Origin of the sequence: Streptococcus sp. 27098_8_134 (assembly GCF_041431675.1) — a bacterium.
Taxonomy (GTDB): domain Bacteria; phylum Bacillota; class Bacilli; order Lactobacillales; family Streptococcaceae; genus Streptococcus; species Streptococcus sanguinis_R.
In genome coordinates, this window is the sequence record NZ_JAPVYD010000006.1 from 77,156 (window position 1) to 98,489 (window position 21,334).

Genomic DNA, 21,334 nt, shown 5'->3' on the forward strand with positions numbered 1-21,334 from the left:
CATGTCTATTATTTCTATGGTTTTAGTAGTCTTTGTTGCCTTCTTAGCTGGTCTAGAAGGTATCTTAGACCAATTCCAATTCCACCAACCGCTGGTTGCTTGTACCTTGATTGGACTGGTAACTGGTAATTTGGCTGCTGGTGTTATGCTGGGTGGCTCTCTCCAGCTGATTGCTCTTGGCTGGGCTAATATCGGAGCTGCTGTAGCACCTGATGCTGCCCTCGCTTCTGTTGCCGCTGCCATCATCATGGTACTGGGCGGAGACTTCTCAAGCAAAGGAATCGCTGTAGCACAAGGTGTTGCTATTCCACTTGCTGTTGCTGGTCTCTTCTTGACTATGATTGTCCGTACTTTGTCAGTCGGTTTGGTTCACGGTGCAGATGCTGCTGCGAAAAAAGGAGACATTAAAGGAGTTGAACGCGCTCACTTTATCGCTCTTTTCATGCAAGGAGCACGTATTGCTATCCCTGCAGCACTTCTTTTGATGATTCCTGCTGAGTCTGTTAAATCTGCTCTTGAAGCTATGCCAGCTTGGCTATCAGAAGGTATGCAAATCGGTGGTGGTATGGTCGTAGCCGTTGGTTATGCCATGGTTATCAACATGATGGCAACTCGTGAAGTATGGCCATTCTTCGCTATTGGTTTTGCTTTGGCTGCTGTCAGCGAACTCACTCTGATTGCCCTCGGTGCAATCGGTGTCGCTATTGCCCTCATCTACCTTGCCCTGTCTAAAAAAGGCGAAAATGGCGGTGGCGGAGCAACAGCCTCATCTAACGATCCAATTGGCGACATCCTAGAAGACTACTAAGAAAGGAGACACACTATCATGACAGAATTAAATACTGTAAAACCTGATGAGTCAGGAAAATTGACTCTTTCAAAGGCTGACCGTCAAAAAGTTTGGTGGCGTTCTACTTTCTTGCAAGGTTCTTGGAACTACGAACGTATGCAAAACTTGGGCTGGGCTTATTCACTGATTCCAGCTATTAAGAAACTTTATACTAAAAAAGAAGATCAAGCTGCTGCTCTTGAGCGTCACTTGGAGTTTTTCAACACTCACCCATATGTTGCAGCTCCAATCATCGGAGTTACACTTGCGCTTGAAGAAGAAAAAGCAAATGGTGCAGCAATTGACGATGCGGCTATCCAAGGGGTTAAAATCGGTATGATGGGACCTCTGGCTGGTATCGGAGACCCTGTCTTCTGGTTCACAGTTCGTCCTATCCTTGGAGCACTTGGGGCATCTCTTGCTTTGACTGGAAATATCATTGGTCCACTTATCTTCTTCTTAGCTTGGAATGCTATCCGGATGGCTTTCCTCTGGTACACACAAGAATTGGGCTACAAGGCTGGTTCTGAAATCACTAAAGACATGTCTGGTGGTATCCTTCAGGACATTACCAAAGGTGCTTCAATCCTTGGTATGTTTATCTTGGCTGTTCTGGTTGAGCGCTGGGTATCTATTAAGTTTGTCTTTAACGTTTCATCTGTTAAGCTAGATGATAAAGCATATATCCATTGGGACAAATTGTCTAGTGGCTATAAAGGTATCCAAGAAGCCTTTGCTCAAGTAGGTCAAGGACTATCTCAAACCCCTGAAAAAGTTACAACTTTCCAACAAAACTTGGATTCCTTGATTCCTGGTTTGATGGGACTGCTTCTAACTTTCGCTTGTATGTGGTTGCTTAAGAAGAAAGTATCCCCTATCACTATCATCATCGCCCTCTTCGTAGTTGGTGTACTAGCTCACGTTGCTGGTTTGATGTAATCAAAAAGAAGGTTTCGGCCTTCTTTTTATTGTGGTATAATAGCTATATTATTTAAAAGGGAGTTACTCTATGGCACAGTCACAAAACAAAACAGTTGAGTTTAATACCACTGGCGTTTCCTATCTTGGATTAGGCGGAAAGGTTGGGAAATTTCTAATCGGCGAGACAGCTCTGGAGTTTTACGCTGATGCCAATGTAGAAGATTATATTCAGCTGCCTTGGACTAGCATCACTACTATCGGTGCTAATGTTTCTGGCAAAAAAGTCAGCCGCCACTTTGAAATCTGGACTGACAAAGGAAAGTTTCTCTTTGCCTCCAAAGACTCTGGTAAGATTCTCAAAATTGCGCGAGAACATATCGGCAATGATAAGGTCGTTAGATTGCCGACTCTGTTACAAAAAATTGCTGGAATCTTTAAGAAGAAAAAATAGGGTTGAAAAAGTTTCTGCCCTATTTTTTATATTTCCGACTAAGACAAAACCAGCTTGTACCACCAAAATGGAGCTAGCACAAAAAATTGGAAAGTGAATCAGTCTGAGAATGCACTATTTCAGTCCCTTGAAATGATAGGGTGGGGTAAGCTAACATTATCAATGCAAGAGCGCATCATTATATTTTCAAAAAGTATAAACATCAGCTATTTTTTTCTCAAAAGTCCATGTCTTGACACCTTCAACATCACGGACATCTAGCTGTTTAAATCCGTTCTTTTTGTAAAAACGGCAGTTGCTTTCTGTATGAGTAATCAAAGTAAGCCGCTGGCATTTCTCTTCTTTTGCAAGCAACTCAAGTCCTTTTGAGATAAAAAGACCACCAACTCCCTGCCCTTGATAATCGGGCAGCACACCCAGTAGTTCAAGATAAAGAGTTGAAACACTCCTTTTCTTAGCTTCTTTACTGCCCTCCCCAAAGACTTTTTGAAAGGCTAAAAGCTGGGGAATATATTGCCACATCCTCCATGCTCCTGCCCGCAAAAAGGAAAGCATACCGACAGGATGGTTACCGAGCTTATGAATGGTAGCGACCGCCATAAGACGCCCGTCCATTTCAGCAAGCAGACAAATATGATGACGCATCGCTGCCTTAACCATAACTGCATGCAATCTATTTAGAAAATCAATATAAGACTGGCTGCTGCCAAAGAGAGGGCGGAATTTTTCTCTATAGACCTCATGCTCAGCAAAAGCAGCAGTTAAAACTGAGACTGCAGCAGCAAGATCCCTTTCATCTGCTCTTCTAAAACGAATCATGATAACTACCTCTTCAAATCTTTTCTGCTAATTTTTCTAAAAAAGCCTGCCGTTTTTCAGCTGTAGACTGAGAAATATTCCCGAAATTCAACCAACGGCGCTGTCTAGCACCGATAGACTTAAAGGTATGGCCCAACATGGCTTTCTTGACGACATCACCACAGAAATACTTAAGATAGAAGGTCGGTGCTGCAGAGGTAGTAATAGCTAACACCTCTTTAATATTGGTCAAACGACCAACTAACTGGCGAGTTTTGCTCTCCTCGTAAATCTTATTTTTCAAAAAAACCTTATCTTCAAAGCCCTTGACAATAGCTGGCATATCCGCCCACCAGATAGGAAAAATCATGATAAGGCGGTCACAGGACGCAAGAGCTTCCTGATATTTTAAAACTAGTGGGTCTAGTGCCTGCCCTTTATTAAAAAGCGCTAGCTCTTCCTTGGTATAGACTGGATTAAAACCATCCTCATAGAGATCAATCAGTTCATAGGTCTGACCTTTCTTCTCCAACAAGTCCTGAACCTGCTCTAAAATAGCATGGTTAAAGCTTTTATCATAGGGATGTGCATAAACAATGAGATTTTTACTCATATTTGTAACCTCCTAGTAAATCATTGAACATTGAGCGATAAACTTCCTCATCAAAAGGCTCCAAGCCTTTGGCAATAAAATGCCCATAGCCTGTGATGAAGGTGTCCAGCTTGAGCAAAAGAATCTTTTTCTCTTTTTGACTCTCAATAGGCAGCCGATCCAGATAAACCACTGTCTTATTCCCGATTTCCAGAAGCTCACCTTTCCGGTAAGCCTCTGTCGCTACAGGGCTGAAAAAGAGAAAATCCATCATCTGACTGTTAGTTTCATATTCCGATAAAAGAAAGAGTCCTATCTGCCAAATGCAATCCAGAGGATCAGAGACTCCATCTAGATACTGCTCCTCTAAACGCTTAAGGTGCTTCTGGTTTTCCAAAAGACAGACCTGATAGTAAAGTTCCTCCTTATTCTCAAAAGCCTTGTAAAAAGCGCCAGTCGTAACCCCCAGCAGAGATGCCAGTTTCCTCAAGGGGATATTCTGATAGCCATACTCTCTGATAAGCTGGCTTGCCTTCTCAATCATACGGTCGCGCGTTGTTTGTTTTGCCATAAGAACTCCTTTAGATAACTACGTTACCTTTATTTAAAGATAACATAGTTATCTTTTTCTGTCAAGATTTTTCCTATCCTGGGATTTACATTTTCCGGAAAATCCTGTATAATAGTCGAAACGGATAAGTACTATTGGGCACTTTTCAGAAAGTCTGCGGTGGCTGTGAGCAGATAAGGAGAAAATAGGAAATTCTACCGTTAGTTTAAAAATGAATAATTAAGCAAGTGCACTTTTGTGAAGTTGGATGGAACCGCGGCTCTGCCGCTCCAACAGTTTCATAAAGCGCTTTTTATTTTTGGAGGTCCCTATGTTAGATTTAAAACGTATCCGTACAGATTTTGATTCTGTAGCTGAAAAATTGGCTACGCGAGGTGTTGACGCTGCTACGCTTAACCAAATGAAAACCATTGACAAAGAACGTCGGGATTTATTGGTAAAGGTCGAAGAACTCAAGGCAGAGCGCAATACTGTTTCTGCTGAAATTGCCCAAGCTAAACGCAACAAAGAAAATGCAGATGACAAGATTGCTGCCATGCAAAAACTTTCTGCTGAGGTCAAGAACTTAGACGCAACCTTGGCTGAGCTAGACGCTAAGTTGACCGAATTTACTACCACACTGCCTAATATCCCGCACGAAAGTGTTCCTGTTGGAGCAGATGAGGACGAAAATGTCGAAGTTCGTCGCTGGGGGACACCGCGCCAATTCGACTTTGAAGCCAAGGCTCACTGGGATTTAGGTGAGGATTTGGACATCTTAGACTGGGAGCGTGGGGCAAAAGTTACTGGTGCTCGTTTCCTCTTCTATAAAGGCTTAGGAGCTCGATTAGAGCGCGCTATCTACAACTTTATGCTGGATGAGCATGGCAAAGAAGGCTACACAGAAGTCATCACTCCCTACATGGTCAACCATGATTCTATGTTTGGAACTGGGCAATATCCTAAGTTCAAAGAAGATACGTTTGAGCTAAGCGATACCAACTTCGTTCTGATTCCGACTGCTGAAGTTCCGCTGACCAACTACTACCGAGATGAAATTTTGGACGGAAAAGAATTGCCAATCTATTTCACAGCTATGAGTCCGTCATTCCGCTCCGAAGCTGGCTCTGCTGGTCGTGACACGCGCGGTCTCATCCGCCTGCACCAATTCCACAAGGTTGAAATGGTGAAATTTGCCAAGCCAGAAGAATCTTATGAGGAGCTGGAAAAAATGACTGCCAACGCTGAAAACATCCTGCAAAAGCTGAATCTGCCTTACCGCGTTGTAGCACTTTGTACTGGAGATATGGGCTTCTCTGCTGCTAAGACCTACGACTTGGAAGTTTGGATTCCGGCTCAAAACACCTACCGTGAAATCTCTAGTTGCTCTAACACAGAAGATTTCCAAGCTCGTCGAGCTCAAATCCGCTACCGTGACGAAGCAGATGGCAAGGTCAAACTCCTTCATACTCTCAACGGTTCTGGACTGGCTGTCGGACGCACAGTAGCAGCTATCTTAGAAAATTACCAAAACGAAGATGGCTCTGTGACTATTCCAGAAGTTCTGCGTCCGTACATGGGTGGATTAGAAGTTATAGCGCCAAAATAAAAAGCAGATTATCCTGATACTTTGCCTGTATCATTAAGTCTAAGTTCAGACTTATTTTTCTAAAATTAAAAAAATCCGAGATCAACTCAGAGAAAATCAAAAACAGAGTTTCAAAGAGTATCATCTCGGATTTTTTGTTATCTTTCTGGCTCGCAATGAGACTGCATAGTAAAAACAAACATAGAGGACGATTACGAAAGCTAGCAGAGCTTCTGCATGACTTAGCCAAACAAGCCAGGTCCAACCTAGATAATCAAGTCCCAGTCTCAGAGCAAAAGCTGTATTGACAAGAGGAAAGGTCAAGGCTGACCAGCTAAACTGAGGCCCCAGTCGGAAAATGCGAGGTAAAAGCCATAGGACCAAGAGATAAAAGGACTGCGATAAGAGGATCAGCAAGGCAACAAACCAACCTTCAGCATCAGAACCAGCTAAACGAATATAGCTTCCCAGCAGGAGCGAGAAAGGCGCACAGTAAATGGCCCACTGCGGCTTTAAAGCATCTGGCAGCCTTTGTGACCGCCTAACCTTGTAAAACAAGGGATAGAGAATCAAACTCAGTAGCAGAGCAAAAAACCAAGCCAAATAGCCCAAAAGCAGCTGATGAACTACACCCTGGGTCAAGCTTGCCATGGCCAATCCAACATAGAGAACCGTCCAGCTCGGGGTCAAAGATAATCCCTCAGCCTTAAGCACATACTTCCATGTAAAGATAGCTATTAGAACAATATGCAGCAACAAGGCCATGTACCAAAGCAACTGACCCATCCAAAGTAAACCAAGCTTGTTTAGGTAAGCAGCTAATAGCATACTGGCCATAGGATAAGTCGCAAAGCTCGATAAGAAAGGGGCCTTTTGCAAATCCTGCCAATAGTCCGAAAATGACAGTACTAAAGCCAGTGTCAGATAAAGCCAAAGTATCAATGCCAGACCATTCAAGAAGTGGAAAAAGATAGAATGGTAGTTCAGTAACAGATTAGCTAAGCCAAATAGGCCAAGAATCAACCCAGATAAGAGAATGGGCGGTCGTTTGCTGTTCACGAAGCAACTCCTTTTATAGTAATGTCATGAAGTCCCTTTTCAATGCCAATTAGACGTTTGTTTGCTATCATTTCTATGAAACTTCTAAAATATGCCGCAGCTGGACTGCACTCGGTGAGACAATAGGAAGAAAAGCTCCTTCGTTCCAACGGCGGATAAAGCCTGAAGTAGAATTACTCAAATATCCTCTGCCTCCACTAGCCTGCAGCTCCAAGAGCAGACTTTGGGCTACCACATCAACTATATCAATTCGCAGCTGGAAGAGCTCCTTAGGACGCTCAACAAAATAACCAGGCTGGAGAAGACCTCTATAGAGCTGATCCTGAATCGCAGTCAGAGCAGCCACTTGCTCCTCCCACTCCTCTCTCAAAATAGAGCGGACTGACAGATTAGCTTCGACCTCCGCCAGCGATTTCTCCGCTAGGCCAAGAGCCAGACCAAACTGATAACCTAGAAAAGCTGGGCGATTTTCTGCCAAAAAGGCCTGGGCATCTTGAACGAGAATCCATTCCTCTTGTAAAGGCACATGGTTGAAAGTCAGGGCAGCTGTATTTCCCCCTTGCAAGGATACAAACGCTAAATCCGCCGAACGGGAGAAATTCTGCGCGTCAGACGGCACAGCTAGAACCAGAGGCTGGCGGCTCCCGTCTTCGAAACCGGCAACAAATATACTGAGGAAGCGATCCGCGCGAGCATTGGTTACCCAAGGCAGACGTCCTTTCAGATAAAGCTGCCCATCTTCTTCCACAATAGAGACATTTAACTCCTCTAGGTCCGACAGGAATTTAACAGCATTGGACAAGGCTGTCGCACCTGCATATTCCCCTGACAAGAGCCCTTCCAAATAGTGGTCTCTAAAGTAGGGATTAGGAGATTCTAAAATGTTATCAATAAAGGTCCTTTGCCCCCAAGAGATAAAGGAAGCGGTCAAGGAATGGTGAGCCAGCTCCTTGAGCACTTCAATCACATCCGTATCATTGCCACCTCGGCCTCCCAGCTCTTTTGGAACGCCAACCCGAAAGGCTCCTTCAGCGGCGATACGCTCAATCAGTTGGTTGCCTGCTGCACAGGATTCTTTGTCAATTTGATCAGCATGGTCATCCAACCAGTTGATAAACTCTTCTGAAAAAAATGTCATTTGCTACCTCCTCAAAGACTAGGCATAAGGCTGTAATTCCGGATTAATTGGCGTATTGGCCAAATTATTGGCATAATTGCAAAGGGTCGCAAGGCTGACACCCAGAACTACATCTAGAGCATTCTCATGTGTATAGCCTGCTTCTAGGAAGTCTGCTAACGCCTCATCTCCGACCCGTCCCTTGGTATTGATGACAGCAATGGTAAATTTAGCAAGCGTATCTAGCTTCGGATCTGTATCAATCGGAGTACGATTGCGCAGAGCCTCCAAAAGATCATCATTCATTTGAATCTGCTTGATTGAAAAAGCTGTATGACCCGCTACACAGAAAGCACAGCCGTTGGTAACTGCGGCCGTTATCTGCACTACTTCACGCTCAGTCGGTGTCAGGCTGTTACGGCGATTGATAGCTCCAACCGTCCGATAAGTTTCCAATGCTGTTGGTGCATTGGCCAAAAGACCGATAAGATTAGGAATGTAGCCACCGTTATCTTTTTGAACAGTTTCCAGGACTTCTTTTACCTCGGCTGGTGCGGACTCAATCGTGTGGATAGTAAATTCTGACATATGAAACCTCATTTCTTTTAATTAGAAACTATCTTAACATAGGACCAATGGCTTGTATAATATATATTTTATATAAGTCCTATAAAGAGAATATAATGCAATTTTTCAAACTAAAATATATTTCCCTCGTAAGGTAGCTCCACATCAATTCCAAACAAGAATCCGAAACGAGAAAAAGAAGCCTTTGGGCTTCGATTTTTTAATATTTCCTGAATCGCTGGTAGCGATTTTCCAGTAATTGTTCCAAGGGAAGCTGAGACAGATTATCCAACTCAGCAGCGATTTCTTCTTTCACTGCAGCCAGTAATTCATGGTTGTTAAAGCCTCTTTCAGGAATAACCTTATCCACCACTTCCATCTGCAAGAGCTCATGTGAAGTAATTTTCATTAGCTCTGCCGCTTCCATAGCGCGGCTACCGTCTTTCCAGAGGATAGAAGCAAAGCCTTCTGGACTAAGAACTGCATACATAGAGTTTTCCAGCATCCAGACCTTGTCTGCTACAGCCAAAGCCAAGGCACCACCAGAGCCCCCTTCACCAATGATGATGGCAATAATCGGTACTTTAAGATTGCTCATTTCCATCAAATTGCGGGCAATAGCTTCCCCTTGACCACGCTCCTCAGCACCGACACCAGGATAAGCACCTGCCGTATTGATAAAGGTTACCACAGGACGGCCAAATTTTTCCGCCTGCTTCATGAGGCGTAGGGCCTTACGGTAGCCTTCCGGATGCGGCTGTCCAAAGTTTCGGCGCAAATTATCCTGCAAATTGCGGCCTTTTTGAATACCGACCACCGTTACAGGCTGACCCTTTAGCGTCCCAATACCGCCAATCACCGCACCGTCATCTCGAAAAGAGCGATCCCCATGCAGCTCGACGAAGTTATCAAAAATTCCTTGTGCAAAATCTAGCGCAGTCAAACGAGCCTGATCACGCGCTTCTTTAATAATCCGAGTGATTTTTGTCATGCTTGACCTCCATGGAATGCTAATAAGGTAGCAAGTGTATCTCTCATATCACCACGCTTGACGATGGCATCCACAAAACCATGCTCCATGAGAAATTCAGCCTTTTGAAAATCATCTGGCAGCTTCTCACGAACCGTGGACTCAATAACTCGACGCCCAGCAAATCCAACCAGAGCCTGTGTTTCAGCCAGAATAATATCACCCTCCATAGCAAAAGAAGCTGTGACACCACCAGTCGTCGGATCTGTCAAGACGGTCAGATAGAAGAGACCTGCTGCAGAGTGCCGCTGAACAGCCGCTGAGACCTTAGCCATCTGCATCAAGCTCATAATACCCTCCTGCATGCGGGCACCGCCAGAAGCCGTAAACAGAACGACTGGTAATTTATGCTCTGTTGCATACTCAAAGAGACGGGTAATTTTTTCACCCACAACTGTCCCCATAGAAGCCATGATAAAGTTTGAATCCATGATTCCAAGAGCCGTTTTATGCCCCTTGATACTAGCTGTTCCAGTCAGAACCGCCTCATCTAAGCCTGTCTTCTCTCGGGTAAGAGCCAATTTTTCTTGATAATTAGGGAAGTTTAGAGGATCCTTGGTTTCAATTCCAGTGAACATCTCCTCAAAACTATTCTCATCTACGGTTAGGTTTAAGCGCTCATGAGCAGAAATACGGAAATTATAGCCACAGTTAGGGCACACACTGTCATTTCCAAGATCCTTTTGGTAAATGGTATGCTTACAACCCGGGCATTTCGAAAAGAGTTCGTCTGGTACCTCAGGCTTTGCTTGAGGCTTTTCCCGACTCGCTCGATTAGGATTGATACGGATATATTTATCCTTCTTTGAAAACAAAGCCATCGTTTACGTCTTCTCCTTTTCAAGATTTTATACTCAGGCACATCAAACAGCAAGAGCCGCCGTCTTTCGAGTTTACAGAGTAGCTCTTACATGTCTCATCTATTGTTTCTCTTGATAAGCCGGAAGGAACTTCTCCATGAGAAAGGCTGTGTCATAATCACCAGCAATCACATTAGGATCTGAGATTAAGTCCAATTGGAAGCCACTGTTGGTCACAACACCGTCAATTTCTAGTTCATAGAGTGCACGCTGCATCTTCATCAAAGCATCAAAGCGATTTTCCCCGTGAACAATTATCTTCGCAATCATGCTATCGTAGTAAGGGGGGATGGTGTAGCCAGGATAGACGGCTGAATCCACGCGCAGCCCCACTCCACCGCTTGGCAGATAAACATTTGAAATCTTACCAGGACTCGGCGCAAAGTTAAAAGCTGGATTTTCAGCATTGATCCGACACTCAATTGCATGCCCTCGGATTTCAACATCATCCTGACTGAAGGACAGTTCTTGACCGTTTGCAATCTTGATTTGCTCTTTTACAATATCCACACCAGTGACAAACTCGGTGACTGGATGCTCAACCTGCACCCGAGTGTTCATCTCCATAAAGTAGAATTCACCCTTGGCTTCATCAAGCAAAAACTCAATCGTTCCGGCATTTTCATAGCCGACAGACTGAGCAGCCCGAACAGCTGCTTCACCAATCTGCTGACGCAGGGTTTTCCCAATCGCCACGGATGGACTTTCTTCCAGCACCTTCTGATTATTACGCTGCAAAGAGCAATCCCGCTCGCCCAAGTGGATCACATGCCCCTGCTGATCTGCCAGAATCTGCACTTCAATATGGCGCGCTGGATAGATTACTCGCTCCATATACATGGCACCATTACCAAAGGCTGCTTTTGCTTCGCTAGAAGCAGACTCAAAGGCTGCTACTAAATCCTCAGCCTTTTCAACCTTACGAATGCCCTTTCCGCCGCCGCCAGCAGAAGCTTTAAGCATGACTGGATAGCCAATCTTTTCGGCGACTTCCAAGGCTTCTTCAGAGGTATGGACTTCTCCATCAGAACCTGGGATAACCGGTACTTTCGCCTTAATCATCTGAGCCCGAGCATTAATCTTGTCCCCCATCAAGTCCATAACAGCACCTGAAGGTCCAATAAACTTAATGCCGACTTCTTCGCACATGGTCGCAAATTTGGAGTTTTCACTCAAAAAACCAAAACCAGGATGAATGGCTTCTGCACCTGTCAAGACAGCAGCAGACAGGACGGCGTTCATATTTAGATAAGAATCTGTGGACTTGGCTGGACCGATGCAGACGGCCTCATCAGCCAATAGGGTATGGAGTGCTTCCTTGTCAGCCGTTGAATAAACAGCTACCGTATCAATTCCCAACTCGCGAGCTGCACGAATAATTCTGACCGCAATTTCCCCACGGTTAGCAATTAAAATTTTACGAAACATGGTGAAAGCTCCTTTTATCTACTGGCCAATCGCAAAGGTCAAAGTACCGCTGGCTGCAAGTTTTCCATCAACTTCTGCTTTCGCCTCTACAACCGCAATGGTTCCGCGGCGCTTGACAAACTTAGCTGTCATAATCAGTTGATCACCTGGTACAACTTGCTTCTTGAACTTAACCTTGTCCATGCCAGCGTAGAAGACCAGTTTGCCCTTATTTTCTTCTTTGGACAATTCCAGCACGCCGGCTGTTTGAGCTAGAGCTTCCATAATCAAGACACCTGGCATAACAGGATATTGAGGGAAATGTCCGTTAAAGAAAGGCTCATTGACTGTCACATTTTTCAGAGCAACAATCTCATCTTCGCTAACTTCCAAAACACGATCCACCAAAAGCATTGGGTAGCGGTGCGGAAGTGCTTCTTTTATTGCATTGATATCAATCATTTGATGCGTACCAGCCCTTTCCCAAATTCAACCATTTCTTCATTCTCAACTAGAATTTCTGTAACCTGACCATCTTTAGGTGCTGGAACTTCATTCATGACCTTCATTGCTTCAATTATCATTAGGGTTTGACCTTTTTTAACTTGGTCTCCAACAGATACAAACGGCGGCTTGTCTGGACCAGCTGCTAAGTAAGCCACCCCAACCAAAGGACTTTCCACAACATCACCTTCAGCAGCAGGTGCCGGAGCTTCTGAAACTGCTTCTGGCTCTGCAGGCGGAGCTGCTTGAGGAGTTGGCTCAATCACAGGCGCACTCGCAGCCTGCAAAGGTGCAGCAATTGGAGCAGCACTTGCTGTTGGAACCGCAGCCTGACCTTCATTCTTACTAAAAGTCAGCTCATCGCTCTGATTTTTGTAAGAAAACTCACGCAGACTAGACTGGTCAAACTGTGCCATTAAATCTTTAATTTCATTGATATTCATAGGTTTTTAAGCCTCCCAGCGTTTAAAGGCAAGAACGGCATTGTGGCCGCCAAAGCCAAATGTATTAGAAATCGCATAAGGGATTTCCTGTTCCTTACCTTGACCGTAAATAACGTTGGCTTCAATATAGTCTGGCAGCTCTGTTGTACCAGCTGTTTTTGGCACATAGCTATGACGCATTGCTTCAATCGTCGCAATAGCCTCAACTGCGCCCGCCGCTCCGAGCAGGTGTCCTGTAAAGGATTTAGTTGAAGACACCGCTACATCTTTACCAAAGACAGAAACAATGGCTCCGCTTTCGCCTTTTTCGTTAGCAGGGGTTGATGTACCGTGAGCATTGACATAAGCCACATCTTTTGGCTCAATTTCAGCTTCTTCAACCGCTTGTTTGATAGCCTTGATAGCGCCCAAACCTTCTGGATGCGGAGAAGTCATATGGTAAGCGTCACAAGTATGACCGTATCCTACCACCTCAGCCAAGATAGTAGCTCCGCGTTTCTCAGCATGTTCCAAACTTTCCAGAACTAGCATACCAGAACCTTCACCCATGACAAAACCATTGCGGTCCTTGTCAAAAGGAATAGAAGCACGCTTAGGATCCTCTGTGGTAGAAAGAGCAGTCAGAGCCTGGAAACCAGCAATCGCAAATGGTGTAATAGATGCCTCTGAACCACCGACCAGCATCACATCTTGATAACCGAATTTAATCGAGCGGAAAGCTTCACCAATCGCATCGTTTGCTGAAGCACAGGCCGTATTAACAGACTTACAGATACCATTGGCTCCAAAGCGCATAGCCACATTTCCTGCCCCCATATTTGGCAGGGCTTTTGGTAAGGTCAAAGGTTTGATACGTTTAGGACCTTTTTCATGCAAGCGAACAACCTGCTCTTCAATTTCCTGAATCCCACCGATACCTGAAGCCACAATGACACCAAAGCGATCCTTATCCAACGCATCTACATCTAAGTGAGCATTGTTGACCGCTTCTTGAGAAGCATAAATCGCATAAAGTGTGTAATTATCATAACGATTGGTATCCTTTTTGACAAAGTATTTATCAAAAGGAAAATCCTGAATTTCCGCCGCATTGTGAACACTGTATTCACTATGATCAAATTTAGTAATTGGACCGATTCCAATATTGCCTTCTTTTAAATTATTCCAGAATTCTTCTGGAGTATTCCCGATAGGTGAAGTTAAACCGTATCCTGTTACAACAACTCGATTAAGTTTCATATTGAGCTCCTTTATTTAGATGAATCAACTGATTTTCTACTCGTTAATATTCAAAAACTGTGACTTACTGCATAGTAAAGCCACCATCAATTGTGATGACTTGACCCGTCAGATATTCTTGACCCGCCAAGAAGAGAGCAACATCTGCTACTTCTTCCGGAGTACCAAAACGCTTCATCGGAATGAGTGCCAGAGACGCCGCCTTTACTTTTTCTGGAAGTACATCTGTCATATCAGATGCGATAAAGCCAGGGGCAATGCAGTTCACACGGATATTACGCGCTGCCACTTCACGGGCTACTGACTTAGAAAAACCAATCAGACCGGCCTTGGAAGCTGCATAGTTTGCCTGACCGATATTTCCTGCCAAACCAACGACACTCGATAGGTTGATAATAGCACCCTGACGAGCTTTTGTCATCGGTTTCAGGACTGATTGTGTCATATTGAATGTTCCAGTCAAGTTCACTTTCAGCACCTGCTCAAAATCTTCTTCCGTCATTTTCAGCATGAGCTTATCACGTGTAATACCAGCGTTATTGACCAATACATCAACAGACCCCAGAGCCGCAACAGCTTCTTCCACTATCCGCTGAGCATCCGCAGCTTTAGACACATCCCCAATAACAGCTACGACTTTACCAGAATAGCCGGCAAATTCAGCCAAAATATCATCAGAAATCCCGCTTAGTCCGTTTAAGATAACATTAGCTCCGACACTGGCAAATTTATGCGCAATTGCCAGCCCAATCCCACGAGCGGACCCTGTAATTAACACATTCTTGTTTTGTAATTCCATGATGATTCCTCATTATTTTTCTAGAAGAGCATTCAAACTTTCTACATCTTCAACTTGGCGTACATCCGCAGATTTATCAATTTTCTTAATAAAACCAGATAGGACTTTGCCAGGACCGATTTCGATAAATTCAGTCACACCTGCTTCCTGCATTTTAGCAATGCTGTCATAAAAGCGTACTGGCTCCATTACCTGACGAGTCAAAAGCTCTTTGACTCTTTCTTTTTCCATCACAGTTGCTTCTGTATTTCCGACTAATGGCCGTACAAAATCTGAAAACTCAACTGTTTCCAAGACTTCTGCCAATCGTTCACTGGCTGGCTTTAAAAGCGCTGTATGGAAAGGTCCGGATACATTGAGCGGGATTAAGCGCTTGACACCAGCATCTTTCAAAAGCTCTACAGCCTTATCTACCGCTGCGACTTCACCGCCAATAACAATCTGACTAGGCGTATTATAGTTAGCTGGTGAGACTACACCAATAGCGCTTGCTTCTTGACAGACCTCTTCAATGAGAGAAACCTCAGCATTTAAAACTGCGACCATTTTCCCAGAGCCAGCTGGAGCAGCCTCTTCCATGAAGCTACCGCGCTTAGCAACCAAGGCCACTGCAGTCTTAAAATCAAGAGCGCCCGCAGCCACCAAAGCAGAATATTCTCCAAGCGAGAGACCTGCTACCATATCAGGCTCGATTCCCTTATCAGCCAAGAGCCGATAAATAGCTACTGAAGTTGTTAAAATAGCCGGTTGCGTGTAGTGAGTTTGATTGAGCTTTTCTTCATCTTGATCGATCAAAGCTCGGACATCATAGCCTAGAACTTGGCTAGCTTCATCAAAAGTTAACCGCACAAGCTCATACTGATCATAAAGCTCACGCCCCATTCCAAGGTACTGCGCTCCCTGACCGGCAAAGAGAAAGGCTCTTTTAGTCATTTCTAGTTACTCCTGCCCAACGTTTTGCTTCCTGCTGAATCTTCTCAGCAGCACCATAGTAGATATCTTTGAGGATTTCTTCGACTGTTTCTTCCTTACTGATTAAACCAGCAATTTGACCAGACATGACGGAACCATTTTCCACATCTCCGCGAACAACCGCATTGGCCAAAGCACCAGCACCCAGATTTTCAAAAACAGTCAAATCTGGATTTTCTTGCTTGAAGGCTTCTTTTTCTGCCTTTTCGAAATCACGCGTCAGCTTATTCTTGATAGCACGAACCGCATGGCCGAAATGCTGGGCAGAGATAGTCGTATCAATATCACGAGCCTTCAAAATCATGTTCTTATAGTTCTGATGGGCATTGGATTCCTTAGCAACGACAAAGCGAGTTCCGACCTGAACGGCCTCCGCTCCCAGCATAAATCCAGCCGCAGCTCCAGCACCATCTGCAATACCACCAGCAGCAATAACCGGGATGCTGACTGCTTCTGCAACCTGACGAACCAAGGACATGGTAGTCAATTTCCCGATGTGGCCACCGGCTTCCATACCTTCTGCAATGACTGCATCCGCACCGATTTTTTCCATCCGCTTAGCCAAGGCCACACTTGGCACAACAGGGATAACTGTAATCCCCGCTTCATGGAAACGAGCCATGTGCTTGCTTGGATTACCTGCACCAGTTGTTACTACTTTTACTCCCTCTTCAATGACGAGATCAACAATGTCGTCCGCAAAAGGAGACAGGAGCATGATATTAACACCGAAAGGACGGTCTGTTAAGGACTTAATCTTATCAATATTAGCCTTTACTACTTCCTTAGGTGCATTTCCGCCACCGATGATACCAAGACCACCAGCTTTTGAAACTGCACCAGCCAAATCACCGTCAGCAACCCAGGCCATTCCGCCTTGGAAAATAGGGTAATCAATGTTCAATAATTCTGTAATACGTGTTTGCATAATACCTTCCTTTTATCATTGCTTAAGTAATAGCTTGATCTCAAACTACCACACGCTAGATGTATTTTCTTTACTTTGACAGTCAAACTATTACCTAAACAAGAGAGAATATCTTTCGATACTCTCAGTTACTTGCTTATTTAGTTTTTTCTTCTACATAAGCAACCAAATCACCAACTGTGTTCAAACCTTCTTCAGTTTCGATTTGGATGTCAAATGCATCTTCAATTTCTGAAATCACTTGGAACAAGTCCAATGAATCTGCTTCAAGATCATCAAAAGTTGACTCAAGAGTAACTTCTGATGGCTCTTTACCAAGTTCTTCAACGATAATTTCTTGTACTTTTTCAAATACTGCCATGGATAGACTCCTTTAAAAATAAAATATTTTTTATCATGTGTTTCCACTTGATTAACTAAATTGTAACAATAAGCGTGCCCCATGTCAAACCTCCACCGAAACCTGACATCAAAATTGTCTGATTTCCGTTCAGTTTGATCAGTCCTTGCTCCACACACTCAGATAATAAAATCGGGATGCTAGCAGCGCTAGTATTGCCGTATTCCATCATGTTGGCTGGAAGTTTCTCCCGCGCAACACCAAGCTTCTTAGCCATTTTATCCAAAATACGGATATTGGCCTGATGCAGCAACAGAAAATCCAAATCTTCCGCTGAAAGCTGACTGCTTTCAATGGTTTCCCTGATAGAACGAGCAACATCACGAATAGCAAAGTCGAAAATAGCTCTACCGTCCATTGTCAGAAAAGGCTGATTCTCACCCTTTTCAGAAAAAGGTGAAGACAAACCGATTTTTCCGCAGGTCAGACTATCTCCGCGAGATCCGTCTGTAAACTGACTTTCTGCCAAAAAATGCTGTTCTGAAGCACTTTCCAACAGTACACCGCCAGCACCATCTCCAAAGAGAACCGCTGTTGAACGATCCGACCAATCTACCGTCTTAGAGAGAGTTTCACTTCCTATGACTAAACCCTTTTGATAACGACCTGAAGAAATAAACTTTTCCCCAGTAGATAGGGCAAAGATAAAGCCACTGCAGGCCGCTGTCAAATCAAAGGCAAAGGCATTGTTAGCACCGATGTTTGCCTGTACTCTCGCAGCCGTTGAAGGCATTAAAGAATCCGGCGTAATAGTGGCAACAATGATAAAGTCCAGGTCCTGAGCAGAAATTCCTGACTTTTGCAGCAAATTCTTTGCTACTTTTGTAGCTAAATCACTGGTCGTTTCATCTGACGATAAATGGCGTTTTTTAATCCCAGTTCGACTTGAAATCCACTCATCACTGGTATCCATAATCTCGGCTAGATCATCATTGCTGACAACCTGACGGGGAGCATAATGAGCCACCTGGCTAATCTTAGCATAGTTCATTATTTCAAATCCTCTAGGAAACTATATAAATTTTGCAGGCCCTTTTGCATCACTTGTCTCTCTTCTGGACTCATCCCATCCACTACCTGCATGACCAAGCGGTTGTGGAATCGCTTGTGAAGACGATACAAAAGCCGTCCATTCTTTGTCAAATTCAGATGCACCACACGACGGTCAACTTCCGACCGACGCCGCTCAATATAACCCTTACGCTCCAGATTATTCAAACTAGTCGTAACAGTTCCCAAAGTAACCATCAATTCTCGTGATATATCACTTGGAGTAGCATTTGGGGTTGTACCGATGACATCTATCGTATGCATTTCCTTAATGGAGACGTCGTTGAAGCGACTGCTTCTTAGGCTCGATTCTTCAATAACCAAGACATTATTGAAAATAGACGTTAAGTAATCATTTACTAACTGAAAATTCAAAACCATACCTCCTTAAGAAAATACTTTGACAATCAAATTTTATCAGATAGAAAAGTAATTTGCAAGCTTTTTTGAAAATTAATTTGATTTTCAAATATTTTTGTAAACAACTTGCAAAATAAGCACCCTTGAACCAATACATTATTTACCAGTGAAGTTTGGACGACGCTTCTCAGAATAAGCCCGAACCCCTTCTTTGAAATCCTCTGTGAAAGCCAGCGATTTCTGCAATTCCAACTCTAGTTCTGCATACTCAGACCAGCCGCTAAACAAACTCTTCCAGACCATTTCTTTCATGGCTCTGTAAGAATTAATAGAACCGCGCTTCAGCTTTTTCAGCAACTGCTCGGTTGTTTTTTCCAATTTCTCTGCTTCACAGACTTTATAAAGTAAGCCATAATCCAGAGCTTTCTCTGCAGTCAGAGCTTCCCCAGTCATAACCAGATGAGTCGCCCGAGTCACCCCGATAGCACGAGTCAGTAAGTAAAGACCGCCAGCATCTGGCGCCAGACCAACCCCAACAAAGGCCTGAATGAAACGGGATTTTTCAGTGGCAATGCAGAAATCTGCTGCAACGACCATATTAGCAGCTGCACCAGCAACAGGGCCATCAACACTCATGATAACCGGCTTAGGCAAACGCTTCATAGCAAAGGAAATATCATTCACCAGTTCCGCGATTTTCACCAAGGATTGGACATCATCATCACTGACAGCTCTCTGCATCTCAGCCAAATCCCCACCCACTGAAAAAACCTTGCCATTAGCATTGATAACTAAAAATTTGACGGACTCATCCTTAGCAGCAAGTTCAATAGCCTCTAAAATTTCCTCGCACATAGGAATATTAAAGCCATTTGAAACTTCAGGGCGATTAAAAGTAATCGTTGCTACCTCATCTGCTACGTGATAGAGAATTCCATTAAATGTCATTTCAGCTCCATTCCCGACCCGATTTCAAATCAGCCGTTTTGTTTTATTCTTAAATAATTTGATATTCAAATTATACACAACTTATATTTTATCATAAAATATAAAAGAAAGGAAATAAAAAATGGGAAAAATTAGATGGTCTTCAAATTTAAAGTGTAAAAGCAATATTATGGATAAAAATAGTATAAAAACAGCGTTTGAATAATTTTCAGAATTTTGTTATAATTTTTAAAATAAGATAGGAGAACCTATGAAAGTTGTAAAATTTGGCGGAAGTTCACTGGCTTCTGCGACTCAATTAGAAAAAGTTTTGAATATTGTCAAATCTGATCCTGAACGTCGGTTTGTTGTAGTATCAGCGCCAGGAAAACGCCACGATGACGATATCAAAGTAACCGATGCTCTGATTAAATACTACCGAGAGTACATAGCAGGAAATGATGTCACACCAAATCAACAGTGGATTATCAATCGCTATGCAGATATGGTGGCAGAACTTGGTTTGAAACCAAAAGTTCTGGAGAAAATTTCCAAAAGCATCACAAGCCTTGCAACTTTGCCAATTGAAGATAACGCATTTCTTTATGATACTTTTCTTGCTGCAGGAGAAAACAACAATGCCAAATTAATTGCAGCTTATTTCAGTCAAAATGGCGTTCCAGCTAGCTACGTTCATCCGAGAGAAGCAGGACTCGTCGTTTCCAGTGAACCTGGCAATGCAAGAATTCTTCCTTCCAGCTATGATAAGATTGAAGAACTCAACAATTCTGATGAAGTTCTAGTTATTCCTGGTTTCTTTGGTGTAACTCAAGATGGACAAATCTGTACTTTCTCTCGCGGAGGTTCTGATATTACGGGCTCTATCATTGCTGCGGGAGTCAAAGCAGATGTCTATGAAAACTTTACTGATGTTGACGGAATCTTTGCTGCCCATCCCGGCATCGTTCACAAACCACATTCCATTCCTGAGCTAACCTATCGGGAAATGCGTGAATTGGCCTACGCTGGCTTTACAGTTCTCCATGATGAAGCTCTGCTTCCAGCTTACCGCGGCAAAATCCCGCTGGTTATTAAAAATACCAACAATCCAGAACATCCTGGAACACAAATTGTTCATAAACATAGCAAGGATCACCTCCCGGTCGTTGGGATTGCTGGAGATGCTGGCTTTGTCAGCATTAACATGTCCAAGTACCTGATGAACAGAGAAATCGGCTTTGGTAGACGTGTCCTTCAAATTCTAGAAGATTTGAATATTGGTTGGGAGCACATGCCTACAGGAATTGATGACCTTTCCATTATCTTGCGCGAGCGCGAATTAACTCCTATCAAAGAGGAAGAAATCCTTCGCCAGCTTGTTCAAAAAGCAGAGGTTGATCATGCAGAAATCGAACACAACCTTTCCATTATCATGATTGTCGGCGAAAAAATGAAAAGCCATATCGGGGTTACTGCCGCTGCAACTAAAGCTCTTTCAGAAAATAACATCAACATTCAAATGATGTCCCAAGGCTCAAGCGAAGTATCCATCATGTTTGTTGTTGAAAAAAATCAAGAAAAAGCTGCTATTCGTGCACTTTACCGAGCTTTCTTTGAACCCCAAACTCTAAAGTAAGTCCAGATTTAGAAACCATTTTTATCAAACAAACTCTGATCAAAAAAGCAGAAACTAGTCACTGACTAACTTCTGCTTTTTTCATTCAACTATAAAGAATACAAAGTCAAACTTTAGAATACACTAAGAACTAATAGAAGTTTCATAGCTCATCAATAAGACTATAGAATACCTTGTCTCCAGTATATTCTATCACTAAAAATAAAAAGAGGTAAAAACCTCTTTGAAACTCCGCCAGTAGGACTCGAACCTACGACATCATGATTAACAGTCATGCGCTACTACCAACTGAGCTATGGCGGATAAC

Annotated in this window: 24 protein-coding genes and 1 tRNA gene; 5 read left to right on the forward strand and 20 right to left on the reverse strand. The window is 43.6% G+C overall.

Annotation, left to right across the window (positions count from 1 at the left end; genetic code table 11):
- Window position 1 precedes the first annotated feature (1 nt).
- The 3 genes from O3620_RS11640 (at window position 2) to O3620_RS11650 (ending at window position 2,201) form a co-directional block, all read left to right on the forward strand.
- Window positions 2-808: a PTS mannose/fructose/sorbose transporter subunit IIC gene (locus O3620_RS11640; RefSeq protein WP_002916362.1), complete on the forward strand. Its 807-nt coding sequence runs from the start codon at window positions 2-4 to the stop codon at window positions 806-808.
- Window positions 809-826: 18 nt separating this feature from the next.
- On the forward strand, window positions 827-1,768 hold the full coding sequence (locus O3620_RS11645) for a PTS system mannose/fructose/sorbose family transporter subunit IID (protein WP_002893579.1): 942 nt from the start codon (window positions 827-829) through the stop codon (window positions 1,766-1,768).
- A gap of 70 nt (window positions 1,769-1,838) precedes the next feature.
- On the forward strand, window positions 1,839-2,201 hold the full coding sequence (locus O3620_RS11650; protein WP_002920098.1) for a DUF956 family protein: 363 nt from the start codon (window positions 1,839-1,841) through the stop codon (window positions 2,199-2,201).
- Window positions 2,202-2,387: 186 nt separating this feature from the next.
- On the opposite strand, the gene O3620_RS11655 is transcribed toward O3620_RS11650, so the two are convergent.
- From O3620_RS11655 to O3620_RS11665, 3 genes are read right to left on the reverse strand one after another with little or no spacing between them, the layout of a single operon-like run.
- A complete protein-coding gene (locus tag O3620_RS11655) occupies window positions 2,388-3,020 on the reverse strand; it encodes a GNAT family N-acetyltransferase (protein WP_002920101.1) in 633 nt (210 codons plus the stop codon).
- A gap of 13 nt (window positions 3,021-3,033) precedes the next feature.
- Window positions 3,034-3,612, reverse strand: coding sequence for an NAD(P)H-dependent oxidoreductase (locus O3620_RS11660; protein ID WP_002893583.1), 579 nt, complete (start codon window positions 3,610-3,612; stop codon window positions 3,034-3,036).
- A complete protein-coding gene (locus O3620_RS11665; RefSeq protein WP_002920111.1) occupies window positions 3,605-4,162 on the reverse strand; it encodes a TetR/AcrR family transcriptional regulator in 558 nt (185 codons plus the stop codon). Before O3620_RS11665 ends, O3620_RS11660 begins: the two co-directional genes overlap by 8 nt.
- A 310-nt stretch (window positions 4,163-4,472) precedes the next feature.
- On the opposite strand from O3620_RS11665, the gene serS reads away from it, so the two are divergent.
- Window positions 4,473-5,750, forward strand: a complete 1,278-nt coding sequence (serS, locus tag O3620_RS11670) for a serine--tRNA ligase (RefSeq protein ID WP_125402562.1) — start codon at window positions 4,473-4,475, stop codon at window positions 5,748-5,750.
- A gap of 120 nt (window positions 5,751-5,870) precedes the next feature.
- On the opposite strand, the gene O3620_RS11675 is transcribed toward serS, so the two are convergent.
- From O3620_RS11675 to O3620_RS11750, 16 genes are all read right to left on the reverse strand, one after another.
- Complete coding sequence (locus O3620_RS11675; protein ID WP_371601760.1) at window positions 5,871-6,788, reverse strand: TDT family transporter; 918 nt, start codon at window positions 6,786-6,788, stop codon at window positions 5,871-5,873.
- Between the two features lie 73 nt (window positions 6,789-6,861).
- On the reverse strand, window positions 6,862-7,926 hold the full coding sequence (locus O3620_RS11680) for an acyl-CoA dehydrogenase family protein (protein WP_002920118.1): 1,065 nt from the start codon (window positions 7,924-7,926) through the stop codon (window positions 6,862-6,864).
- A gap of 18 nt (window positions 7,927-7,944) precedes the next feature.
- Window positions 7,945-8,493 (reverse strand): carboxymuconolactone decarboxylase family protein, encoded by a 549-nt coding sequence (locus O3620_RS11685; RefSeq protein WP_009659051.1) that lies wholly within the window; start codon window positions 8,491-8,493, stop codon window positions 7,945-7,947.
- Window positions 8,494-8,692: 199 nt separating this feature from the next.
- Window positions 8,693-9,463, reverse strand: coding sequence for an acetyl-CoA carboxylase carboxyl transferase subunit alpha (locus O3620_RS11690; protein ID WP_002920120.1), 771 nt, complete (start codon window positions 9,461-9,463; stop codon window positions 8,693-8,695).
- Entirely contained in the window at window positions 9,460-10,323 is an 864-nt protein-coding gene (gene accD, locus O3620_RS11695; protein WP_002901174.1) for an acetyl-CoA carboxylase, carboxyltransferase subunit beta, read from the reverse strand. Before accD ends, O3620_RS11690 begins: the two co-directional genes overlap by 4 nt.
- Window positions 10,324-10,422: 99 nt before the next feature.
- Window positions 10,423-11,790 (reverse strand): acetyl-CoA carboxylase biotin carboxylase subunit, encoded by a 1,368-nt coding sequence (locus O3620_RS11700; RefSeq protein ID WP_002920124.1) that lies wholly within the window; start codon window positions 11,788-11,790, stop codon window positions 10,423-10,425.
- 18 nt (window positions 11,791-11,808) lie between these two features.
- Entirely contained in the window at window positions 11,809-12,231 is a 423-nt protein-coding gene (fabZ, locus tag O3620_RS11705; protein WP_002896886.1) for a 3-hydroxyacyl-ACP dehydratase FabZ, read from the reverse strand.
- Window positions 12,228-12,716 carry an acetyl-CoA carboxylase biotin carboxyl carrier protein gene (accB, locus tag O3620_RS11710; protein WP_002920125.1) on the reverse strand — a complete coding sequence of 163 codons (489 nt, stop codon included), beginning with the start codon at window positions 12,714-12,716 and terminating at the stop codon, window positions 12,228-12,230. The genes fabZ and accB overlap by 4 nt, the downstream gene beginning before the upstream one ends.
- A 6-nt stretch (window positions 12,717-12,722) precedes the next feature.
- Window positions 12,723-13,955: a beta-ketoacyl-ACP synthase II gene (fabF, locus tag O3620_RS11715; RefSeq protein ID WP_002893606.1), complete on the reverse strand. Its 1,233-nt coding sequence runs from the start codon at window positions 13,953-13,955 to the stop codon at window positions 12,723-12,725.
- A 64-nt stretch (window positions 13,956-14,019) separates the two neighbouring features.
- The gene (gene fabG, locus O3620_RS11720; RefSeq protein ID WP_002920126.1) at window positions 14,020-14,754 is read right to left on the reverse strand and encodes a 3-oxoacyl-[acyl-carrier-protein] reductase; all 735 of its coding nucleotides are present in this window, start codon (window positions 14,752-14,754) and stop codon (window positions 14,020-14,022) included.
- A gap of 12 nt (window positions 14,755-14,766) precedes the next feature.
- On the reverse strand, window positions 14,767-15,687 hold the full coding sequence (gene fabD / locus O3620_RS11725; RefSeq protein ID WP_002920127.1) for an ACP S-malonyltransferase: 921 nt from the start codon (window positions 15,685-15,687) through the stop codon (window positions 14,767-14,769).
- Window positions 15,680-16,654: an enoyl-[acyl-carrier-protein] reductase FabK gene (fabK, locus tag O3620_RS11730; RefSeq protein ID WP_002902460.1), complete on the reverse strand. Its 975-nt coding sequence runs from the start codon at window positions 16,652-16,654 to the stop codon at window positions 15,680-15,682. Before fabK ends, fabD begins: the two co-directional genes overlap by 8 nt.
- A 136-nt stretch (window positions 16,655-16,790) precedes the next feature.
- Window positions 16,791-17,015: an acyl carrier protein gene (locus O3620_RS11735; protein ID WP_002893611.1), complete on the reverse strand. Its 225-nt coding sequence runs from the start codon at window positions 17,013-17,015 to the stop codon at window positions 16,791-16,793.
- 55 nt (window positions 17,016-17,070) lie between these two features.
- Window positions 17,071-18,045 (reverse strand): beta-ketoacyl-ACP synthase III, encoded by a 975-nt coding sequence (locus tag O3620_RS11740; RefSeq protein ID WP_002916382.1) that lies wholly within the window; start codon window positions 18,043-18,045, stop codon window positions 17,071-17,073.
- Complete coding sequence (locus O3620_RS11745; protein ID WP_032913131.1) at window positions 18,045-18,479, reverse strand: MarR family winged helix-turn-helix transcriptional regulator; 435 nt, start codon at window positions 18,477-18,479, stop codon at window positions 18,045-18,047. The genes O3620_RS11740 and O3620_RS11745 overlap by 1 nt, the downstream gene beginning before the upstream one ends.
- Window positions 18,480-18,620: 141 nt before the next feature.
- A complete protein-coding gene (locus O3620_RS11750; RefSeq protein WP_002920133.1) occupies window positions 18,621-19,412 on the reverse strand; it encodes an enoyl-CoA hydratase in 792 nt (263 codons plus the stop codon).
- Window positions 19,413-19,662: 250 nt separating this feature from the next.
- Between O3620_RS11750 and O3620_RS11755 the strand changes: the two genes are divergently transcribed.
- Window positions 19,663-21,027 carry an aspartate kinase gene (locus tag O3620_RS11755; RefSeq protein WP_002901191.1) on the forward strand — a complete coding sequence of 455 codons (1,365 nt, stop codon included), beginning with the start codon at window positions 19,663-19,665 and terminating at the stop codon, window positions 21,025-21,027.
- Window positions 21,028-21,256: 229 nt separating this feature from the next.
- On the opposite strand, the gene O3620_RS11760 is transcribed toward O3620_RS11755, so the two are convergent.
- Window positions 21,257-21,330, reverse strand: a tRNA-Asn gene (locus tag O3620_RS11760).
- Window positions 21,331-21,334 lie beyond the last annotated feature (4 nt).